Source organism: Paenibacillus sp. MT124 (genome assembly GCF_058792755.1).
In genome coordinates, this window is sequence record NZ_CM179500.1 from 2289175 (window position 1) to 2306447 (window position 17273).

The window sequence follows — 17273 nt, forward strand, 5'->3', positions numbered from 1 at the left end:
CCTTAATTATAACGTTCGTTTCGTTTTATCGTTGTTGTTTAGGACTTGCTTACATTAAAGTGAGAGATCAATTCCTGTAATTCCTCGGACATGCTGTTCAAACGGGTGGAGGAATCAACAAGGGTAGACAGGGAAGCCTTCTGGTCATCGACGGAAGCGGCAATACGCTCACTGCTTTCTGCTGTTTTGCTAACGCTGGCAGACAGATCATCTGCGGTAGCAGTCATTTCCTCAGTACTTGCAGAGATTTCTTCTGTAGCACTGGAAACTTCCTGAATCTGATTCGATACTTTCTTCGCAGCTTCCAGAATATCTTCAAACAACTTTCCTGTCTGATCTGCAACGTCAAGTCCGGTATCGACTTCTGCCGTACCTTTTTCCATTGCGCGGACAGCTTGTTTGATCTCGGTTTGAATCTCGTCAATCAATACGGCGATCTGGCTTGTGGATTGTTCGGATTGTTCCGCAAGCTTACGAACTTCACCAGCAACAACGGCAAATCCTCGGCCCTCTTCACCAACACGAGCTGCCTCAATGGATGCATTCAACGCAAGCAGGTTGGTTTGGCTGGAAATGCCGGAGATGATGTTCAGGATATCTCCGATTTCCTGTGAACGACTCTCCAGAACCTGGATTGCTGAAGCCGTATTCTTCACGGATTCCGTAATGAGTGTCATTTGCTGAGACACTTGGCGTACAACCGTGTTACCCTGTTGGGAACGGCGTTCCATTTCATAAGCTTCATCTGCTACATTAGCGGAACTGCTGGCAATCGTTTGAATGACAGTCGCCATTTCGGCCATGGCACGGGCACTATCGAGACTCGCCTGTTCCTGTCCACGGATGTTGGAAGTGATTTGCGTTACATTGCTGTTGATGGAATCGGCGTTCTCGCTGTTTTTCTCAGATACCTCATACAGCTCTTTGGCAGATTGGTTAACCTCTTGAGAGGTGACTTGCACTTTAACGATTGTGTCATTGATTTTGCGAACCATCGTGTTGAACTTTTCGTTTACAAGTCCGAGGTCGTCTTTACCTGTCGGAATATTGACATTCAAATTACCCCGGCTAACGTCATCGATACCTTTGATCAGGTGACGAATTGGGGATAGCGTATTTTTAACTACTAGGTATTGGATAATCAGGAACAACAGAAGGAAAGCAACCAGAATGATGATACCGTTTTTAAGCAGTGTTTTCAGTCCGGCAGGAACTGCTGTTGCATCTGCGTCGACTGCAAAGTAAGAGAAGATTTTGCCGTTGCTATCCTTGATCGGATAAGCGATGGTTGTCCATGTGCCAAAATCATCTGAATAGAAAGTCGTAAAGGTTGGACGGTCCGTATTAAGCATTTCTTTTAGTGCATTAGCTACAACAACAGGTTGTTCATACATGTCGCCAATATTAACATTATCGCTCTGGAATGATTCTCTCAGATTGGTCGGCATGGCTACGAGGGAAGTTTCTCTTTTCGTATCTCCGCCTAGCTCTACACCAAAGATATAAGCTTGGGCGATATTCGGGTAGTACTGATGCATTTCATCGAAATAAGCACGCAACTGGGTTTGCACTTTTCCATCATAGCTGCCTTCCGCAATAGCTGCCTCTACATCGGCTGGGTTGATTCCCTCTGCCCACTTTTTAGTGATTTGTTCTACTTGTCCATGCAGCTGGTCTACGAGAACCGTCTTTTGGAAGTAATAGCTGCTCGCAATAAGTGCAACCCCGATAATAATGATGTTGGTGAATGAAAGTAATAAGTTTTTCGAGAAAAAGGACATGCTTTTCCAACTAAGTGATTTCACTAAATTCCACTCCTGATCTTCTTGTAATTAACAAACCTTTTATTTGCTTGCATGAATGCAGCCAATCAAGTCATTTGTTGATCCCCCTCCAGAGCTTATGTATGCGACCATGGTCTTGGGTTCGCGGTCTTAATGCAGAGACTTTTGTACCTCATAATCCATAGGTGTCTAATTATTAAAACACATCTATACTTAATATGTCGTATGAAATGTGGTTAAATTGAATAGTTTCGTTAAAACTTTTTTAATAATTTACATATTTGCGGACATACCACTTATTACATAGGTATTTAGAACTGTTTATTTGGAGGAATTTCCATTTTCTAGTCCCCGTCTTTATTTTATAACAGGATGATACAAAAAACACCTTTAAAACTTAAGAATGACTTCAGACTTGAAAATTATTGTAATGAGCAGGAACAGCCTTTTGTCTGTTAAGGAGAACGGAGTATGCAGATTTCTTATACCATTTTAACTAACTATAAACTTACATAGCAGGAAATGGAGAAATCCGGGATTTGTCATTAGATCAAATTTCCTGCTGCATGGCATTCGGCATGGATATACATCGGAAGCGGTTTTATCTATAATAAAGACAGTGTGCATTTTTCAAATCATAAGCAGGCGGGGGTTTATTTTAGATGAATCTGAAAAAAATTGCAGCAGAGCGGGCGGCAGAATACATTCAAGACGGCATGAAGGTTGGACTCGGAACAGGCTCGACGGCATATTTTGCGATATGCAGACTGGGAGAGCGTGTACGCGAGGGGCTGCAAATCCAGGCTGTGGCGACTTCGGAAGCTTCGGACAAGCTGGCTCGCGAGTGGGGAATTCCGATCATCCCATTCGACCAGATTGGAAGGCTGGATATTACGATTGATGGTGCAGATGAGGTCGATCCTGATTTCAATCTGATCAAGGGCGGCGGCGGAGCTCTTCTCCGTGAAAAAATCGTGGCGGCTAACAGTGATAAACTCATCATAGTTGCTGATGGGAGCAAGGCGGTTCAACAATTGGGTCAGTTTCCACTGCCGGTAGAAGTGGTTCCTTTTGCATCGGAATGGACCTTCCAGGCGCTGGAGAAGCTGGGCTGCCGACCAGAATGGCGTATGAATGAAGATGAGCGCTACCTTACGGACAACGGAAACCTGATTGCGGATTGCCGGATGGAATCCATCGTCAACGTGGCTGAGCTCAATGTACAACTCAACATGCTGCCAGGCGTAGTCGATAACGGTTTGTTCGTTAACATGGCCGATACGGTGATTCTGGCCAAAGATGACGGTAGTATTGATGAGCGCCATCGTTCCTAAGATCGATCAGATGACCCTAGGATACATGTGTTTAGCTTATTGATTGTAATGACTTGTTTAGAGAAGTGCTGTGTGAGGGATGAAAACGCTGCTTGGCATCGAAGCGCAGCCTGAATTTGCAAACCATTGACGGAGGATTATGGAAATGCCGAATACGGAGGACAATCGGGAACTATCTTTACAATTATTCGTGGTTCTCGCCCGAGCATATAATTCTGTTACATCAAGGTCCAATCGTGACATCCAGAGTCATGGACTGAATACGACAGAATTCGGGGTACTGGATTTGTTATATCATAAGGGCCCGCAAGCCTTGCAAAAAATCGGAGAGAAAGTGCTAATGTCCAGCGGGAATATAACCTATGTAGTGGATAAGCTGCAAAACAAGGATTTGCTGTTTAGACGTGCATCCAAGGAAGACCGCCGAGTTATTTACGCGGAATTGACGGAAAAGGGAAGAAATCTATTCACCCAAATATTCCCTGGACATCATCAGGTTATCATCGATGCGATGGAAGGTTTAGATCCATCGGAAAAAGCGGATGCCATTCGCCTATTGAAGAAGCTAGGACTAGCTGCTGAAGGAAAAACCGACTTGCGTCCATAACGCAGGCCGGTTTTTTTTGTGTAAAAAAGGGGGCATGAACTGGCTAGATGACTTGCAGGAATGCTCATAATATAGGAAAATTGTTCTAATATGCAGCTCCAAATGAAATGTTTCTCCCTGGAGTTCATGTATAATAATAAAAGCATTTCCCGATCAATAGCTGATTGAAATCGAATTAACTCTTATCGTGGATATTTCATGATGGTTGATACGATTGCACAGCAAGAGGAGGGATAACGTAATGACCCATCAGGAAGCTGGGGAACGCTTGCTGAAAGCAGCAGGTGGGCTGGCTGATAAAATAACGGAGAAGCAGTATACGCTGCAACCTGAGTTGCTTGAACGTTTTGGTGAAAATGGCAGAATGCGGACTCAACAGGATTCACAATATAGCTTGAATTATCTGGCTGAGAGCGTTCTGGTTAAGAGTCCTAACCTGTTTACTCATTATATATCTTGGCTCAAAACGCTACTGGCAGGTTATCACGTTTCGGCGGATGATCTGGCCATTAATTTAAATCTAATTAAAGAGACGTTGGAAGAAGAGTTTGATGATGCATCCAAGTCACTTGTTCTAGATTATCTGGAAATGGGAATCTATCAAACCCAGCAGCATGACGTAGCACAAGGGTTCGTTAACGAATCTTTTCCATATGGCCATGCTGCCAAATCTTATTTGCAGGCCCTTCTGGATAGCAGACGCCAAGAAGCTTTTGGCATTATTGAAGCCGAGCTGGAAAGCGGAGCAAGCATTCGTGATATTTATCGTTATATTTTTCAACCCACTCAATATGAAATAGGCCGCTTGTGGCAGCTTAGCCAGATCAGTGTCGCTCAGGAGCACTTTTGTACGGCAGCCACACAGGCTATTATCTCCCGGCTGTATCCCCGCTGGTTGATCCATGAGCCACAGCAGAAAAAGCTGGTTGCAGCCTGTGTAGGCAGTGAGCAGCATGAGATCGGTTTGCGTATGCTTGCTGACGTGTTTGAGATGGAAGGTTGGGATACGTATTATCTGGGGGCAAATGTTCCGAATGGCAGCCTGCTTGAGGCGATCGAGCGCCATCAGGGAGATGTGGTGGCTATTTCAGTAACGATGACATTTCATCTTCATCTTGCCAAAGAACTTATCCAAATGATTCGTAATCACCCAGCTACCTCGCATGTGAAAATCATGGTAGGAGGTTATCCATTCAACATTGATCCGGAGTTATGGAGGACCGTTGGGGCAGATGGTTATGCTCCCGGAGCTGATGAGGCTGTTGCCGTCGCAGAAAGTCTGCTGGCTCAGCAATCTGCCAACTGCAACGTTGGTATGATTCGCGAATAGAGAGGAATGACGCAATGTCTAATGAAGCTGGAGAGATCGAAAAGCTGCGTAAAACGATTGAGCATTTATCTGATCAGATTATTCGCAGTAAGGAACAGGAAGAGCGAATTCTTGGTGAATTCTCGGAAATGAACAATGAACTGGTGACGCTTCAGCGTCTGCTTGCTAAAAATAACGCAAGTCTGGATGCAGCTCGGAAAGAAGCAGTATCCGCAGGGGAATCCAAGAGTTCATTTATAGCCGTGATCAGCCATGATTTCCGTACACCCTTAAATGGAATATTAGGCATGGCTGAACTTCTGCAGCATTCTTCCCTGTCCGAAGAACAGCAGCATTCGGTTCAAGTGATTCAAGAAGCAGCGAGACTTCTGCTGAAGCTGATTCAGGACCTTCTGGACTTTTCCAAACTGGAAGCAGGTCAGATGCGTCTTGAAATGGGAGATGTCGAACTGGAGCCTACGTTTAACTACATCGTTCGTTTGCTGGAGCCCAAGGTGATCCAAAATGGGAACAAACTGGTCGTGGAATGTGATCCCCGAATTTCCGGGGTTCTTGAGGGAGACTCCACACGAATTACACAGGTTTTGATGAACCTGATTCAAAATGCCAACAAATTTACAAAAGAAGGATCAATATGTATTCAAGTTGTCCTGGTTCGGGAAGATGAGAACTCTCAATGGATCCGATTTGAGGTAAAGGATACGGGAATCGGAATCGCCGAAGAAGATCAGAAAACCTTGTTCCAACCCTACGTTCAAACGGAAAAAGGCCGTTCCAAGGAATATGAAGGAACAGGCCTGGGGTTATCCATATGCCAGTCTCTTGTGGGGTTAATGGGGGGGCAGATTGGAGTCATTAGTCAAGAGGGCCAGGGCTCGACATTTTGGTTTGAAATTCCAATGGGACGCAAGACACAACATGTAAAAACCACAATCCCGACGGGAGAAGATACATTACATGATTCGGGTGCCTTACTACAGGAACCCTATTCTCGGCCAATCCTGCTCGCAGATGATAATCTGATTAACCGTCAGGTTGTTTTGATGCAGCTTAAGAAACTTGGGATCACCGAGGTTGATTCGGTTTCCAACGGAGAAGAGGCTGTTGCGGCCTTTCTTAGCAAGAGGTATGGAATCATACTGATGGATAACATGATGCCGGTTATGGATGGACTTGAGGCAACGCGCAAAATAAGAGCCATGGAGCAGGATGAAATGCGTCATGCCATTCCGATTATTGCGATGACAGGCAACGTCATGGATGGAGAGAAAGAAAAATGTCTTGAAGCTGGAATGAATGATTTCATTGGCAAGCCGTTTACACTGGAATCATTAAAAAACGTAATTCAAAAATGGCAGCATTCCTCGGAACCTCGGGAAGTGCTGAATATGAGCATAGTCAAAGAGATTGGCGAATTGAACAGCGACGGTGAGCAGTCAATACTTGAGATGCTGCTGGGCATGTATCGTAACGAAACACCTGGCAAAATTGAAGTGCTTCGGAGATACGTTGTCTCCGGAGACCATATTGCAGCTGCTGAATGTGCCCATGATCTGAAGTCCGGCAGCTTGAGTCTCGGAATAGAATATTGTTCAACGCTTTTTGCCAGAATTGAACAGCTTGCCAAAACAGGTCAAGTGAGGAAGGCTGAGCCATTGCTGGGTGAATTGATGCCAGCATATCAGGAGGCCTGTGAAGCTTTGGAGAAAGTCATCATTTAAGGGTTTGCTGTCTTAACGAAATAAGTTAGGGCAGCAAGCCTGTTTTTTCGTTCGAAAACGAGTGTACATAAGAACATGTATCCTTAACTGTGTTAGGGGCAGAAGATCTTGAGAGGGAGAGAAAAGCATTCATGTTAATATACGGGATTACCGCACTAATTCTGGTCATTCTTATTTCGACTTGGATCGGAGGACTATACTTTTTCAAAACAGCTATTCGCCGAGCGCCAAAACCATTTCTAATCGACAATCCGAATCTAATGCCTGAACCGGATAATGAATTGATCAGCAGTGCATCAGACCTCGAGTGGTTGGACATGCAGGATGGCGAAATGGTAAGCATCACGTCTCACGATGGGTTGAAATTGCAGGGAATATGGTTGGCTTCAAATGGGAAGTCGAGTCAGACGGTAATTCTGGCGCATGGGTATTCCGGGAGAGGCAGAGAAATGGCTGGGTTTGCAAGGTACTATGTAGAGAAGAGAGGCTGTAACGTACTCATGCCTGATGATCGCGCTCATGGTCACAGTGAAGGAGACGTCATCGGATTCGGCTGGCTGGATCGGAAGGATTACGTCGATTGGGTCCATTGGGTGATCAACAAGGTAGGCAACCAGACAGACATTGTGCTGCATGGCATCTCCATGGGCGGTGCAACGGTTCTTATGACAGGCGGAGAGTCTCTGCCGGATCAGGTAAAAGCCATCGTGTCAGACTGCTCCTATACATCGGTGAAGGATGAGCTTACGTTTCAGCTTAAACAATTGTACAAATTACCGCCCTTTCCATTTATCCCTGTGACGAGTCTGATCTCCAGATGGAAGGCAGGGTACTCCTTCGGGGAGGCATCGGCCCTCAAACAGCTCGCCAAGGTGCAGGTTCCCGTTCTATTTATTCATGGAGAGGCAGATACCTTTGTCCCGACGGAGATGGTGTATCGGCTTTATGAAGCTTGTCCTACGGAAAAAGAGCTGCTGACCATTCCCCGTGCAGGGCACGGTACAGCTTTTCAGGTGGATCGATTGCGTTATGTGGAAGTCCTTGATGCCTTCCTTAACAAGGTAATGATGCAGCGCGCGAATTAGATTTTTAATATCGTGGGTAGTTAAAGTAGGTGCTTATAACAAGGAGGTGCAGCATGCCGCGATCACGAAGAGTTTGTTCTTACTGTCAACAGGAAATGGGAGAAGACGAGTTCAAATGTAAAGCATGTGGCAATCTCGTTGAAATGAAAACCGTTCCTGCGGAGACTACACAAATGGAAGAATACGAGGAGGGTTTATTGGATCGTTACTCCATAGGTCTGCTAATTTTAATTGCGATTCTTCTTCCTCCGATAGCGATTGCTATTGGTGGGGTAATGTTATTTAATGACGATCTTTACAAAAGGGACACCGGGAAGATGCTTGTCACAGGTGCCCTGCTCGTGTTAATCATTTGGGCCATCATTCTAATTTCGATCTCAGGAACGCTGACAATCCAATTCTAGATTATTATGGGGGTGCCATTCATGGGAAAAGAACAATTCGAAGCCGCGCGCAAAGCGGAGGCAGGTTACCATTCGAACTTTTATCAGAATAATGAACTATTTGAAGCCGGAACGTGGATGGCTAGACCGATGCCAATGGTGATGGAGATGCTGGAACGTTTGCTTGCACACAAATCGGATCTGCGAGTACTTGATCTGGGATGCGGAGTAGGGAGACACACCATTCCAATTGCACAGCGTCTGCAGCAAACGAACAGCGAGGTTATTGGTGTGGATCTGCTGGACGAAGCCGTTGAAGGACTTCGGAAATATGCGAAGAAATATCAGGTTGATCATATGGTAAAAGCCGTGAAAGCAGACGTGGAGCATTACGATATCAGGCCCAATACATTTGATTTTATTGCAGCGTGCTCCTGCCTGGAGCACGTATCGGGTGAAAATGCTTTTCTGGAAGCGCTAAGTCGTCTTCAGGCAGGCACACGCACAGGTGGAATTCATTGCATCACGATGAGTACAAGTGTAGAGGAGCAGGAGATTAGCACTGGACGGCGAATTGAGCCTTTGATCGAATTAAATCTGTCAACAGCCAAGGCGACCGAATTGCTTGAAGAGGCATATGCAGGATGGAATATCCTGCTTCAGGAACACGTAACTCAGACCATCGAAGAAGAAAAGTACGATGAACCGACACAGTTCCGCTGCGAATTGCTTCGTTTTGCCGTACAGAAGCAATAACAGAACCTGCCGGGAAGTATGAGGCTATGCATCCCGGCAGTTCTGTTTTCTATGACATAAGAAAACGGCGTGAATACAGTCTACTATCAGAGTGTGGGGGATACAAATGAATATATATGTAATAGGCATAGATGGTGGAGGAAGTCATACAAGAGTGGCTGTAGCCGATGGAGATGGGCAACTGTTGTCCTATGTGGAAAAGGGAGGTTGTAATCGTTATCACGATTCCAATGCTGAGCAGCATGTGCTCGGAGGCATAGCGGAAGCGCTGGAGCAGGCTGGCATTAAGGCTGAACAAGTGGCTGCCATTCAAGCCGGTATGGCAGGTCTGGACCGGGAAGAAGAATTCACCTGGGCCGAGGGTGTTCTTGCCAAAACGGGGATCCTTGGGAGGAGAAGTGCCGTAAACGATACACATATTGCTCATACAGCTGCCTTTAACGGTAGGCCTGGAATCGTGGCAATTGGGGGCACCGGGTCTTTGATCCTTGGCAGGACGGAGCAGGGAATCTGGCTCCGAAACGATCAATTTGGGCACTATGCTCCGACGGCAGCGCGTTTTCTGTCCTACGATACGGTGCATTCCGTTCTGGCAGGCCGATATGAGCCAGCGGATCATCCCTTTGTCGAACAGATTCTTGCATATTGGAATGTGCGTTCCGTGCCGGAGCTTGCAGCGCTTGGAGCCGCAGGGTTTGCTGATGATAAACAGGCGATGAACCGCAAATTCAGCCAAATGGCACCCTTGGTGACGGAAGCTGCCGCTCAGCAAATTCCACTTGCGATGAGGGTATGTGAATCGGCAGCAGATACCGCTGTTGTGGGTATTCTTATGCTGGCAAGCTGTTTTCAATCTCAACAGGTCTCTTACACACTGACTGGAAGCTGCCTGACCTCATCTTATATGAAGGCTGCTGTTCAGAAAGGGTTAGGTCAAAACCATCCATCTACAGGTAGAGAGTTCGATTACATGTCCAGCGAATTGCCAGCCGTTGGCGGCGCAATCCTGGATGCTTTTCAATTGGCTGGTATTCAGGTGAATCAGGATACCCCCGCTGCACTTCAGAGTCAGTTACAAGGGTATGGGACTTGAACTTTGACAGGCTAACGACTACAATACGATAACGGAATTAAGCAAGTCATAGGAGGAATATAAGAGTGTTGATTAATCTAAAATCACGCATACAGGAGCCGGAAGTGCAGGAATTGCTGTCCTACTCGGTTTTCCCGGACCCGGAGCAAGTCGGTCATGCGCTGCAGCAATATTTGATTAAGGACGAGCTTCTGCTGGATGGATATGAGGATGAGGGACAGTTGGTCGGCTTGGTTGGGTATGAGAAAACGGGAAACAGCGAGATTACCATCCAGCATATTGCGGTATTACCGGAGAACCGTTTCAAAAACTATGGCCGTGGCATGATTGCACAGCTGCTGGAGAAGTATAATCCGGACAAGCTCATCGCGGAAACGGACCAGGAAGCTGTGGAATTTTATCGTAATACTGGCTTTGTCGTATACAGCCTGGGTGAGTTATATCCAGGTGTCGAACGATTCCGTTGTGTACTGGAAAAAGACGAGGATGCAATCGAAGAATAGATGATGGATCACCTTAATCATGGTGAGCTTCGTAATGTAACAAAACAAGAAACAGGGCGTGTGACTTGGCCGGGAGCTAAGCCTTACGCCCTGTTTTTTGTCGTGAAAACACAAAATAACAGGAATAAAGTATTGCTTTGTATTATAGTTTCAATATAGAATAGTTTCATTGAAGAATAGTTCGATAAGTGAACTATATGGACAAAAAGGTCAGAAAGGAGAATAAACATGAATACACCGGATGCCAAAAGTTTGGTGAACCGCTATCTGGATGCATCGTTCCTGGTATCCAAACAGTTTGATACGCGAATCCGTGAAAAGGTGGGGCAGACCATGACAACAGACCAGTTCTGTGCTCTTCGTTTGATTGAGGAGAAACCATCCTGCACACCATCCGATCTGTCAGAGCTCCTCTGCGTCGGGAAAAGCAGCATCACGGCATTGGTTAACAAGCTGGTTGATCGGGATCTGGTCCATCGGGCTGGAGATGAGCGGGATCGCAGAGTGGTATATCTGACATTGACAGATACCGGCCGTCAGGTATATCGCGAGACAGAACGGGAAATACAGCAGCTTCTTGAGCCGTACCTGGTTCATTTTAAGCCGGAAGAAGTACAGAATTTTATTGAATCCTTTGAGAAGTTGGCGACCTTGCTAACGAATGAGGGAGGACAGGAGAGCGAATGAGAACGATTCTGAAAGCAAGATGGTGGTTGATGGGGTTATGGGTTGTTGTAGCCGCTGTATTGATGTTCACAGCCCCCAACATGAGTGAACTGATTCGGGAAAAAGGACAGTTTTCGGTCCCGGAAGGGTACTCATCCACCCAGGCAGCTGCCATCCTCGATGAAGCTGCTGCACAAAAAGGCGAACAGCAGGGCAGTCAGCTGGCACTTGTTTTTTATAATCCGGATGGTTTGGGTACGGTAGGAAAACAAGAGGCTGAGAAGGCTGTAAAGCAGCTGGAGTCGAAGAAAGAAGAACTCGGCATTTTGTCCATCTTGGAGCCCTTCTCCCAGCCAGAATTGTCAGACAAAATGATCTCTGCTGATGGAAAGACGATCCTGACATCTCTGTCTATCGATCAGGGAGATCGTACCGTCAAGGAAATGCGTGAGGATCTTAATAAAACGCTGGACTCGGTCAATGTGGAACACTACATAACCGGTAAAGGATTAATCGATGAAGATACGGTAGAGAGTTCCCAGGAGGGACTCAAGAAATCGGAGTATATTACGGTTGTATTTATTTTGCTCATATTGTTCCTTGTATTCCGTTCGTTTGTAGCTCCATTTGTCCCTCTGCTTACCGTGGGTATCAGCTATATTGTATCGCAGCAGATTGTTGCATTCCTGGTCGATGGGGTGGATTTCCCGATCTCGACCTTTACGCAGATTTTCATGGTTGCCGTCATGTTCGGGATTGGTACCGATTACTGTATCCTGCTCATCAGCCGATTCAAGGAAGAATTAGCACATCATGAAACGACGTGGGAAGCGATTATTGCAACCTATCGGACAGCAGGCAAAACGGTATTCTTCTCTGCTCTTGCCGTGCTGGTTGGTTTTGTCGCCATCGGTTTTGCGCAGTTTATGCTGTACCGTTCCGCAGTGGCAGTCGCAGTCGGCATTGCCGTAATGATGCTCGCGCTGGTTACCATTGTTCCGTTCTTCATGGCGGTGCTGGGCAAGAAGCTGTTCTGGCCTTCCAAAGGTTCACTCGAACATGCGGAGAGCAAGATCTATGGAGCAGCGGGTCGCTTCTCGCTAAAACGTCCATGGGCTGCGCTGCTTATTGTTGCAGCTGTCTGCGTGCCGCTTCTGGCCACGTACGATGGGAAATTATCGTTTAACAGCTTGGATGAGATTGGTGAGAAGTATGATTCGGTAAAAGCGTTCAACATTATCTCGGAAAGCTTTGGTCCGGGTGAGTCCCTGCCGGGTCAGATTGTGATCCAAAATGATGAACCGATGGACAATGCCAAATATATGGCCGTAGCCGAGAAAATCAGTCGCGAAGTGGAGAAGGTGCCGGGAATCTCCGGGATACGCAGCATGACGCGTCCGACGGGTGACGAGATCAAGGATTTCGAAGTCACTCAGCAAGTGGGGACTTTATCGGACGGACTCGGTGAAGGCAAGACGGGTCTGGATAAAATTCGTGATGGTCTTAGCGAAGCCAGCAGTCAATTAAGCAAGAACGAACCTCAGATCAAAGAAGCTGCAAATGGTGCCGGAGAACTGAGCAAAGGTACGTCCCAGCTGCAAACGGGAATTAGCCAGTTGTCCGAAGGTCTTCAGCAGATTGAGCAAGGAATTCGTGACGGCTCGGCCGGTGCTGGTGATTTGCAAGCAGGGCTGCAGCAGGCGAAAACAAGTGCTGACCAGCTGGCTCAGGCGAGTAATCAGCTGCTTGAAGCTTACCGTCAGGCTGGTGCAGGTGTAGCTGAGCTTGGCGAGGGTACCGGCGAAATTCAGCAGCAGCTCACAGGCATATCTACTGCGCTGACCAGTCTGAATGAATCATTTGCAGCGCTTGAAGAAAAATACCCTGAGCTGCTGCAGGACGCAGACTATCTGCGGGTCAAAGGTACACTTGGGGAAACGGGAACAGGCACAGCTCAACTCGCACAGGCACTAGGACAGATTCAAAGCAATCTGAGTCAAGCTGCTGCAGGGATCAACCAGGCTAACGAAGGCTTCGCTTCCGCTGCATCTGGACAACAGGCTCTGGCTAGTGGACTGGGTCAGATTGTAACGGGCATAGGACAGCTTGAAGCCGGGCTGAAGCAGGCAGCAGATGGTCAAGGTAAAGTGATCAGCGAGATTCCTTCCATCCAGGATGGACTCAGCCAGCTTCAGGGTGGTCAGGAGAAAATTAGCCAAGGCTTCTCGGACCTGAGTGGTCAGCTGACCCAATTAACGGATGGCCTGAATCAGAGTGTGGATGGAATTGCGCAGGTGTCCGGTGGTCTTGATTCTGCACAGGATTATCTGACACAGCTGCAGAATTCACCGGATTCTGATCTGGCCGGCTGGTATGTACCTGAAGAAGCATTGAGCAACAAAGACTTCGCACAGGTATTCGATACGTATCTGTCCCAGGATCGGAAGACCATGACGATAGATGTTATTTTCGCTGAAAATCCGTATGGTATTGAAGCGATTGATCGTGTACCGGATATTGAAGCTGCGGTTCACCGTGCTGTACAGGGTAGTGCGCTGGAAAAAGCAGACATTGCTGTTGGCGGGGTAACCAGCACGTTTGCTGATTTACAGGAGATCTCCAACAACGACTACACACGCACGGTTATGCTCATGCTTGCAGGCACATTTATTGTTCTAGTCCTGCTTCTGAGATCCGTGATCATGCCGCTATATTTGATCGTTTCCCTGCTGCTGGCCTATTTCACATCCATGGCTCTAACCGAGGCGATATTCGTGAATATCCTTGGTTTTGCGGGCATCAGCTGGGTTACGCCATTCTTCGGATTCGTAATGCTGATAGCGCTTGGTGTGGATTACAGTATCTTCCTGATGGATCGATTCAATGAAAATAAAGGCATGAAAGTTCAGGATGCAATGCTGTATGCCATGAAAAACATGGGTACGGTCATTCTGTCGGCCGCCGTTATTCTGAGCGGAACTTTTGCTGCTATGTATCCATCCGGAGTTCTCTCCATGATGCAGATTGCTACCGTTGTTCTTAGTGGCTTGGTCCTGTATTCATTGCTGTTCCTGCCGTTCTTCGTGCCTGTCATGGTGAAGATGTTCGGCCGGGCCAACTGGTGGCCTTTCCCTAATAAGGATCAGAGTGATTCGGCGGATTCGGACCGTACGATGAGCATGTAGCTGAAATCATATCGCCCCTACGAAATATGAATATTTTCGTAGGGCTTTTCATTTTGAGAGGATATGTGCATGTCGAAAAAATAAAGGTGTGCGCCTACGGACACCATCCCGCGCCTTGTCTTCGGTTCTTTCATATAGATATAGCAGTCAGTCATAAGTTAGCAGAGAGGGGCGACGGTGATGGTATATCGATATGCGGCCATTGGAGACTCGTTAACGGTAGGCACAGGCGCGCTGCTGGGCACCGGCTTTGTTCCTTTGTACCGCAGGATGGCAGAAATGAATGTTCGCACATTTGTCTCGATGGATAATATGGGGGTCAACGGATTAACCTCAGGTGAACTGATGCAGATGGTATCCTCCAACACGAGGGTAAGACAGTCTCTGCGCGAAGCGGACATCATTACAATATCCATTGGCGGGAATGATCTCATTCGCACATTTAAGGCGAGCGGAGGTATGCCAAGCGCAAGTAAAATGACACAGGTGCTGGGCGATACTCGCAGTAACGTGTCACAGATCATGAGACATATTCGTCAGTTAAAAGGTAACAGTGTCTATTACGTCCGAACGATTGGATTGTACAACCCGTATCCTCAAGCCGCAGAGGCAGCGTATTGGGTTCGTCAGTATAATTCCTTTCTGAATGGTGCAGGGTCGGGGAACTACGCCTGTGCTCAGGTGTACGACCGGTTTGAAGGGCATGAACGGGAATTATTATTCTGGGATCGTGTTCATCCCAATGCAAGAGGGTATCGTGTTATTGCGGACCAACTTAATCGTATGGGGTATAGACCTTTTGACTGAAGATCTCAATAGGAGATTACGATATGGCTGTAGGTTATACCTGATTCAGACTGGACCCGAATATGGGCTTACGTTAAGATGGGGAGAATAAGAGATTTTATCTTGTAGATCCATATAGATATTACAGTTGAAGGAGTATTAATCGGTGCACAACATTCATTTACGTCCTCATGAGGATCAGGAACGGCAGCTGATACAGGAAGTGTTAGCCGTATTTTCACCTCAATCCTGCTGGGAAGCGGAACGCGGATACGGCGGGATGAACAATACAACGTTTATGGTTAAACTAGATGGCGAGCGTTATGTTCTCAGAGTGTACGAAACACATACGGATCTTGTAAAAATTGCGTTTGAGCACCACGTGTTATCAGCACTCAGAGAGACAGACTTCGAACTGAGAGTACCAGTTCCGGTCAAAGCCAAAAAGGGTGATGGATATACGTTCCATTCCTTTTGCGATCCGAATAATGGACAGAACAAAATCGCAGCCCTCTTTACGTATAGTACAGGCAAGAACCCGGTGTGGAATACACCAGATCAGCTAGTTGAACTGGGAAGTGCGGCAGGTTTGCTATCTGTGGCTCTGGCCGGGCTGAAAATATCTCTTGAGCCTGTATACCCTCCTTATTATCAAATTCAACAGGCATATCCACTCTGTCCGCCAGAGAAATTGATACAGCTTTGTACGTCACCACCTAGCGGGCTCCAGGCCTGCGCAGAAGAAATGAAGGATCTGCTGCCTGTGCTTCCAGCGTTGTTCGAGGCTCTAAACGGGATGGAACATCTGTCTCATCAACTGGTTCACGGAGATGTTAACGCATCCAACGTCTTGTCAGACGACGATGGCCGAATCTGTTCCATTCTGGATTTTGAGTTTGCCACATGGGATTTGCGGGTCATGGAGCTGGCTGTTCCCATGTCGGACCTGCTAACTATGGACAAGAGTGATGAATGGATGTGGGAGGCGCTCGAAGGACTGATCCGGGGATTTCGGAAACAGGTGATTCTGGAGCCGGATGAACTGCTGGCTATTCCGCAGCTTATTCTGCTGCGCAGTCTCGATGTGGTTATGCATTTTATCAGTCGCATGTTCGAAGGAACGGATGAACCCGATGTTGCAGTTAACCAGATCATTAAGCTGCAAGAGCGGATCCTCTGGATGAATCGTAATGAGGAGCGGTTACGCAAATTATTAACGTGAACAGGCAGCTGCCTTTGTTTAACCATTAGAAACAAAAGAACGCCGATTCTGTTTTGAAACAGAATCAGCGTTTTTTATTAAGGCATTCGACTCTACCTTAGCGTATACCGAACACTTGTCGACATGACGGGTTCCCTACAATCCGCGCTTGCGGAACCAACTGCGGACAGCCCAGCGGCGTTCCTGACGCTTCTTGTATTTTGGCAGGGAGCGGTAGACGTTCAGGGATTGCTCATAGGCTTGCTTGGCATCTGCAGTCCGTTCCAGCGAACGGTAAACGGAACCTAGCAAATAGTAAGCTTCACTCGAGGATGAGTGGATATCCTGGAATTGTTGTACGTATGTCAATGCCTTGTCTCGATCTGACTCCTTAAAGGCATTGGCTAAGGTTAGATAAGGCTGACCGTACTTAACTCTAGGATTGATGTCGAGAGCCCGCAGGATATGCCGCTCACCTGATTCCATGTGACCAAGGTGAAGTTCTGTCGTTCCCAATGCCTCCCAGTATTCAGCAGATTGCTCATAGGGACGTTCAAGCTCAAGAAGCAATTCATAAGCTTCGTTATAACGTTTGCGTTCCATCAGAAGTCTGGCCAGGTCAAGCTTGGAAGAGACTTCATTGGGACTCATCGCAATCTGCTGACGCAGCCGTGAGATTGTACGCATGCGTTTGATCGGTTTCATAAAACTGGGGAACACGCCGACATAGCGACGATCCAGGAAATACAGAATAATGAGAAGAATCAGAACAGCCAAAAACGGATTGCCAACAATCCGCCATAGAAGGCCGAATATCAAAAATTTAATCAGCACAACAA

The 17273-nt window shown here is 47.0% G+C and carries 15 protein-coding genes; 13 read left to right on the forward strand and 2 right to left on the reverse strand.

The features are described from left to right. Positions 1–38 precede the first annotated feature (38 nt). Positions 39–1781 carry a methyl-accepting chemotaxis protein gene (locus AC3RCI_RS10645; protein WP_336780219.1) on the reverse strand — a complete coding sequence of 581 codons (1743 nt, stop codon included), beginning with the start codon at positions 1779–1781 and terminating at the stop codon, positions 39–41. 665 nt (positions 1782–2446) lie between these two features. Between AC3RCI_RS10645 and rpiA the strand changes: the two genes are divergently transcribed. From rpiA to AC3RCI_RS10710, 13 genes are all read left to right on the forward strand, one after another. Then, on the forward strand, positions 2447–3118 hold the full coding sequence (gene rpiA / locus AC3RCI_RS10650; protein ID WP_336779579.1) for a ribose-5-phosphate isomerase RpiA: 672 nt from the start codon (positions 2447–2449) through the stop codon (positions 3116–3118). Between the two features lie 145 nt (positions 3119–3263). Then, positions 3264–3725, forward strand: coding sequence for a MarR family winged helix-turn-helix transcriptional regulator (locus AC3RCI_RS10655; RefSeq protein ID WP_336779580.1), 462 nt, complete (start codon positions 3264–3266; stop codon positions 3723–3725). 241 nt (positions 3726–3966) lie between these two features. Then, a complete protein-coding gene (locus AC3RCI_RS10660) occupies positions 3967–5055 on the forward strand; it encodes a cobalamin B12-binding domain-containing protein (RefSeq protein WP_336779581.1) in 1089 nt (362 codons plus the stop codon). 14 nt (positions 5056–5069) lie between these two features. Next, the gene (locus tag AC3RCI_RS10665; protein WP_492528912.1) at positions 5070–6776 is read left to right on the forward strand and encodes a hybrid sensor histidine kinase/response regulator; all 1707 of its coding nucleotides are present in this window, start codon (positions 5070–5072) and stop codon (positions 6774–6776) included. Between the two features lie 131 nt (positions 6777–6907). Further along, positions 6908–7861 (forward strand): alpha/beta hydrolase, encoded by a 954-nt coding sequence (locus AC3RCI_RS10670; RefSeq protein ID WP_492528914.1) that lies wholly within the window; start codon positions 6908–6910, stop codon positions 7859–7861. A 53-nt stretch (positions 7862–7914) separates the two neighbouring features. Continuing rightward, entirely contained in the window at positions 7915–8265 is a 351-nt protein-coding gene (locus tag AC3RCI_RS10675) for a hypothetical protein (RefSeq protein ID WP_492528916.1), read from the forward strand. A gap of 21 nt (positions 8266–8286) precedes the next feature. Beyond that, a complete protein-coding gene (locus tag AC3RCI_RS10680) occupies positions 8287–9000 on the forward strand; it encodes a class I SAM-dependent methyltransferase (protein ID WP_492528918.1) in 714 nt (237 codons plus the stop codon). Positions 9001–9106: 106 nt separating this feature from the next. Continuing rightward, positions 9107–10093 carry an N-acetylglucosamine kinase gene (locus tag AC3RCI_RS10685; RefSeq protein ID WP_492528920.1) on the forward strand — a complete coding sequence of 329 codons (987 nt, stop codon included), beginning with the start codon at positions 9107–9109 and terminating at the stop codon, positions 10091–10093. Between the two features lie 65 nt (positions 10094–10158). Beyond that, positions 10159–10596, forward strand: coding sequence for a GNAT family N-acetyltransferase (locus AC3RCI_RS10690; RefSeq protein ID WP_492528922.1), 438 nt, complete (start codon positions 10159–10161; stop codon positions 10594–10596). 228 nt (positions 10597–10824) lie between these two features. Then, positions 10825–11283, forward strand: a complete 459-nt coding sequence (locus tag AC3RCI_RS10695) for a MarR family winged helix-turn-helix transcriptional regulator (RefSeq protein ID WP_127536322.1) — start codon at positions 10825–10827, stop codon at positions 11281–11283. Beyond that, on the forward strand, positions 11280–14447 hold the full coding sequence (locus tag AC3RCI_RS10700) for an MMPL family transporter (protein WP_492528924.1): 3168 nt from the start codon (positions 11280–11282) through the stop codon (positions 14445–14447). The genes AC3RCI_RS10695 and AC3RCI_RS10700 overlap by 4 nt, the downstream gene beginning before the upstream one ends. A 180-nt stretch (positions 14448–14627) precedes the next feature. Continuing rightward, a complete protein-coding gene (locus AC3RCI_RS10705) occupies positions 14628–15254 on the forward strand; it encodes a GDSL-type esterase/lipase family protein (RefSeq protein ID WP_492529870.1) in 627 nt (208 codons plus the stop codon). 145 nt (positions 15255–15399) lie between these two features. Continuing rightward, entirely contained in the window at positions 15400–16455 is a 1056-nt protein-coding gene (locus AC3RCI_RS10710) for a phosphotransferase (RefSeq protein ID WP_492528927.1), read from the forward strand. A gap of 135 nt (positions 16456–16590) precedes the next feature. On the opposite strand, the gene AC3RCI_RS10715 is transcribed toward AC3RCI_RS10710, so the two are convergent. Further along, the gene (locus AC3RCI_RS10715) at positions 16591–17268 is read right to left on the reverse strand and encodes a tetratricopeptide repeat protein (protein WP_492528929.1); all 678 of its coding nucleotides are present in this window, start codon (positions 17266–17268) and stop codon (positions 16591–16593) included. Between the last annotated feature and the right edge of the window lie 5 nt (positions 17269–17273).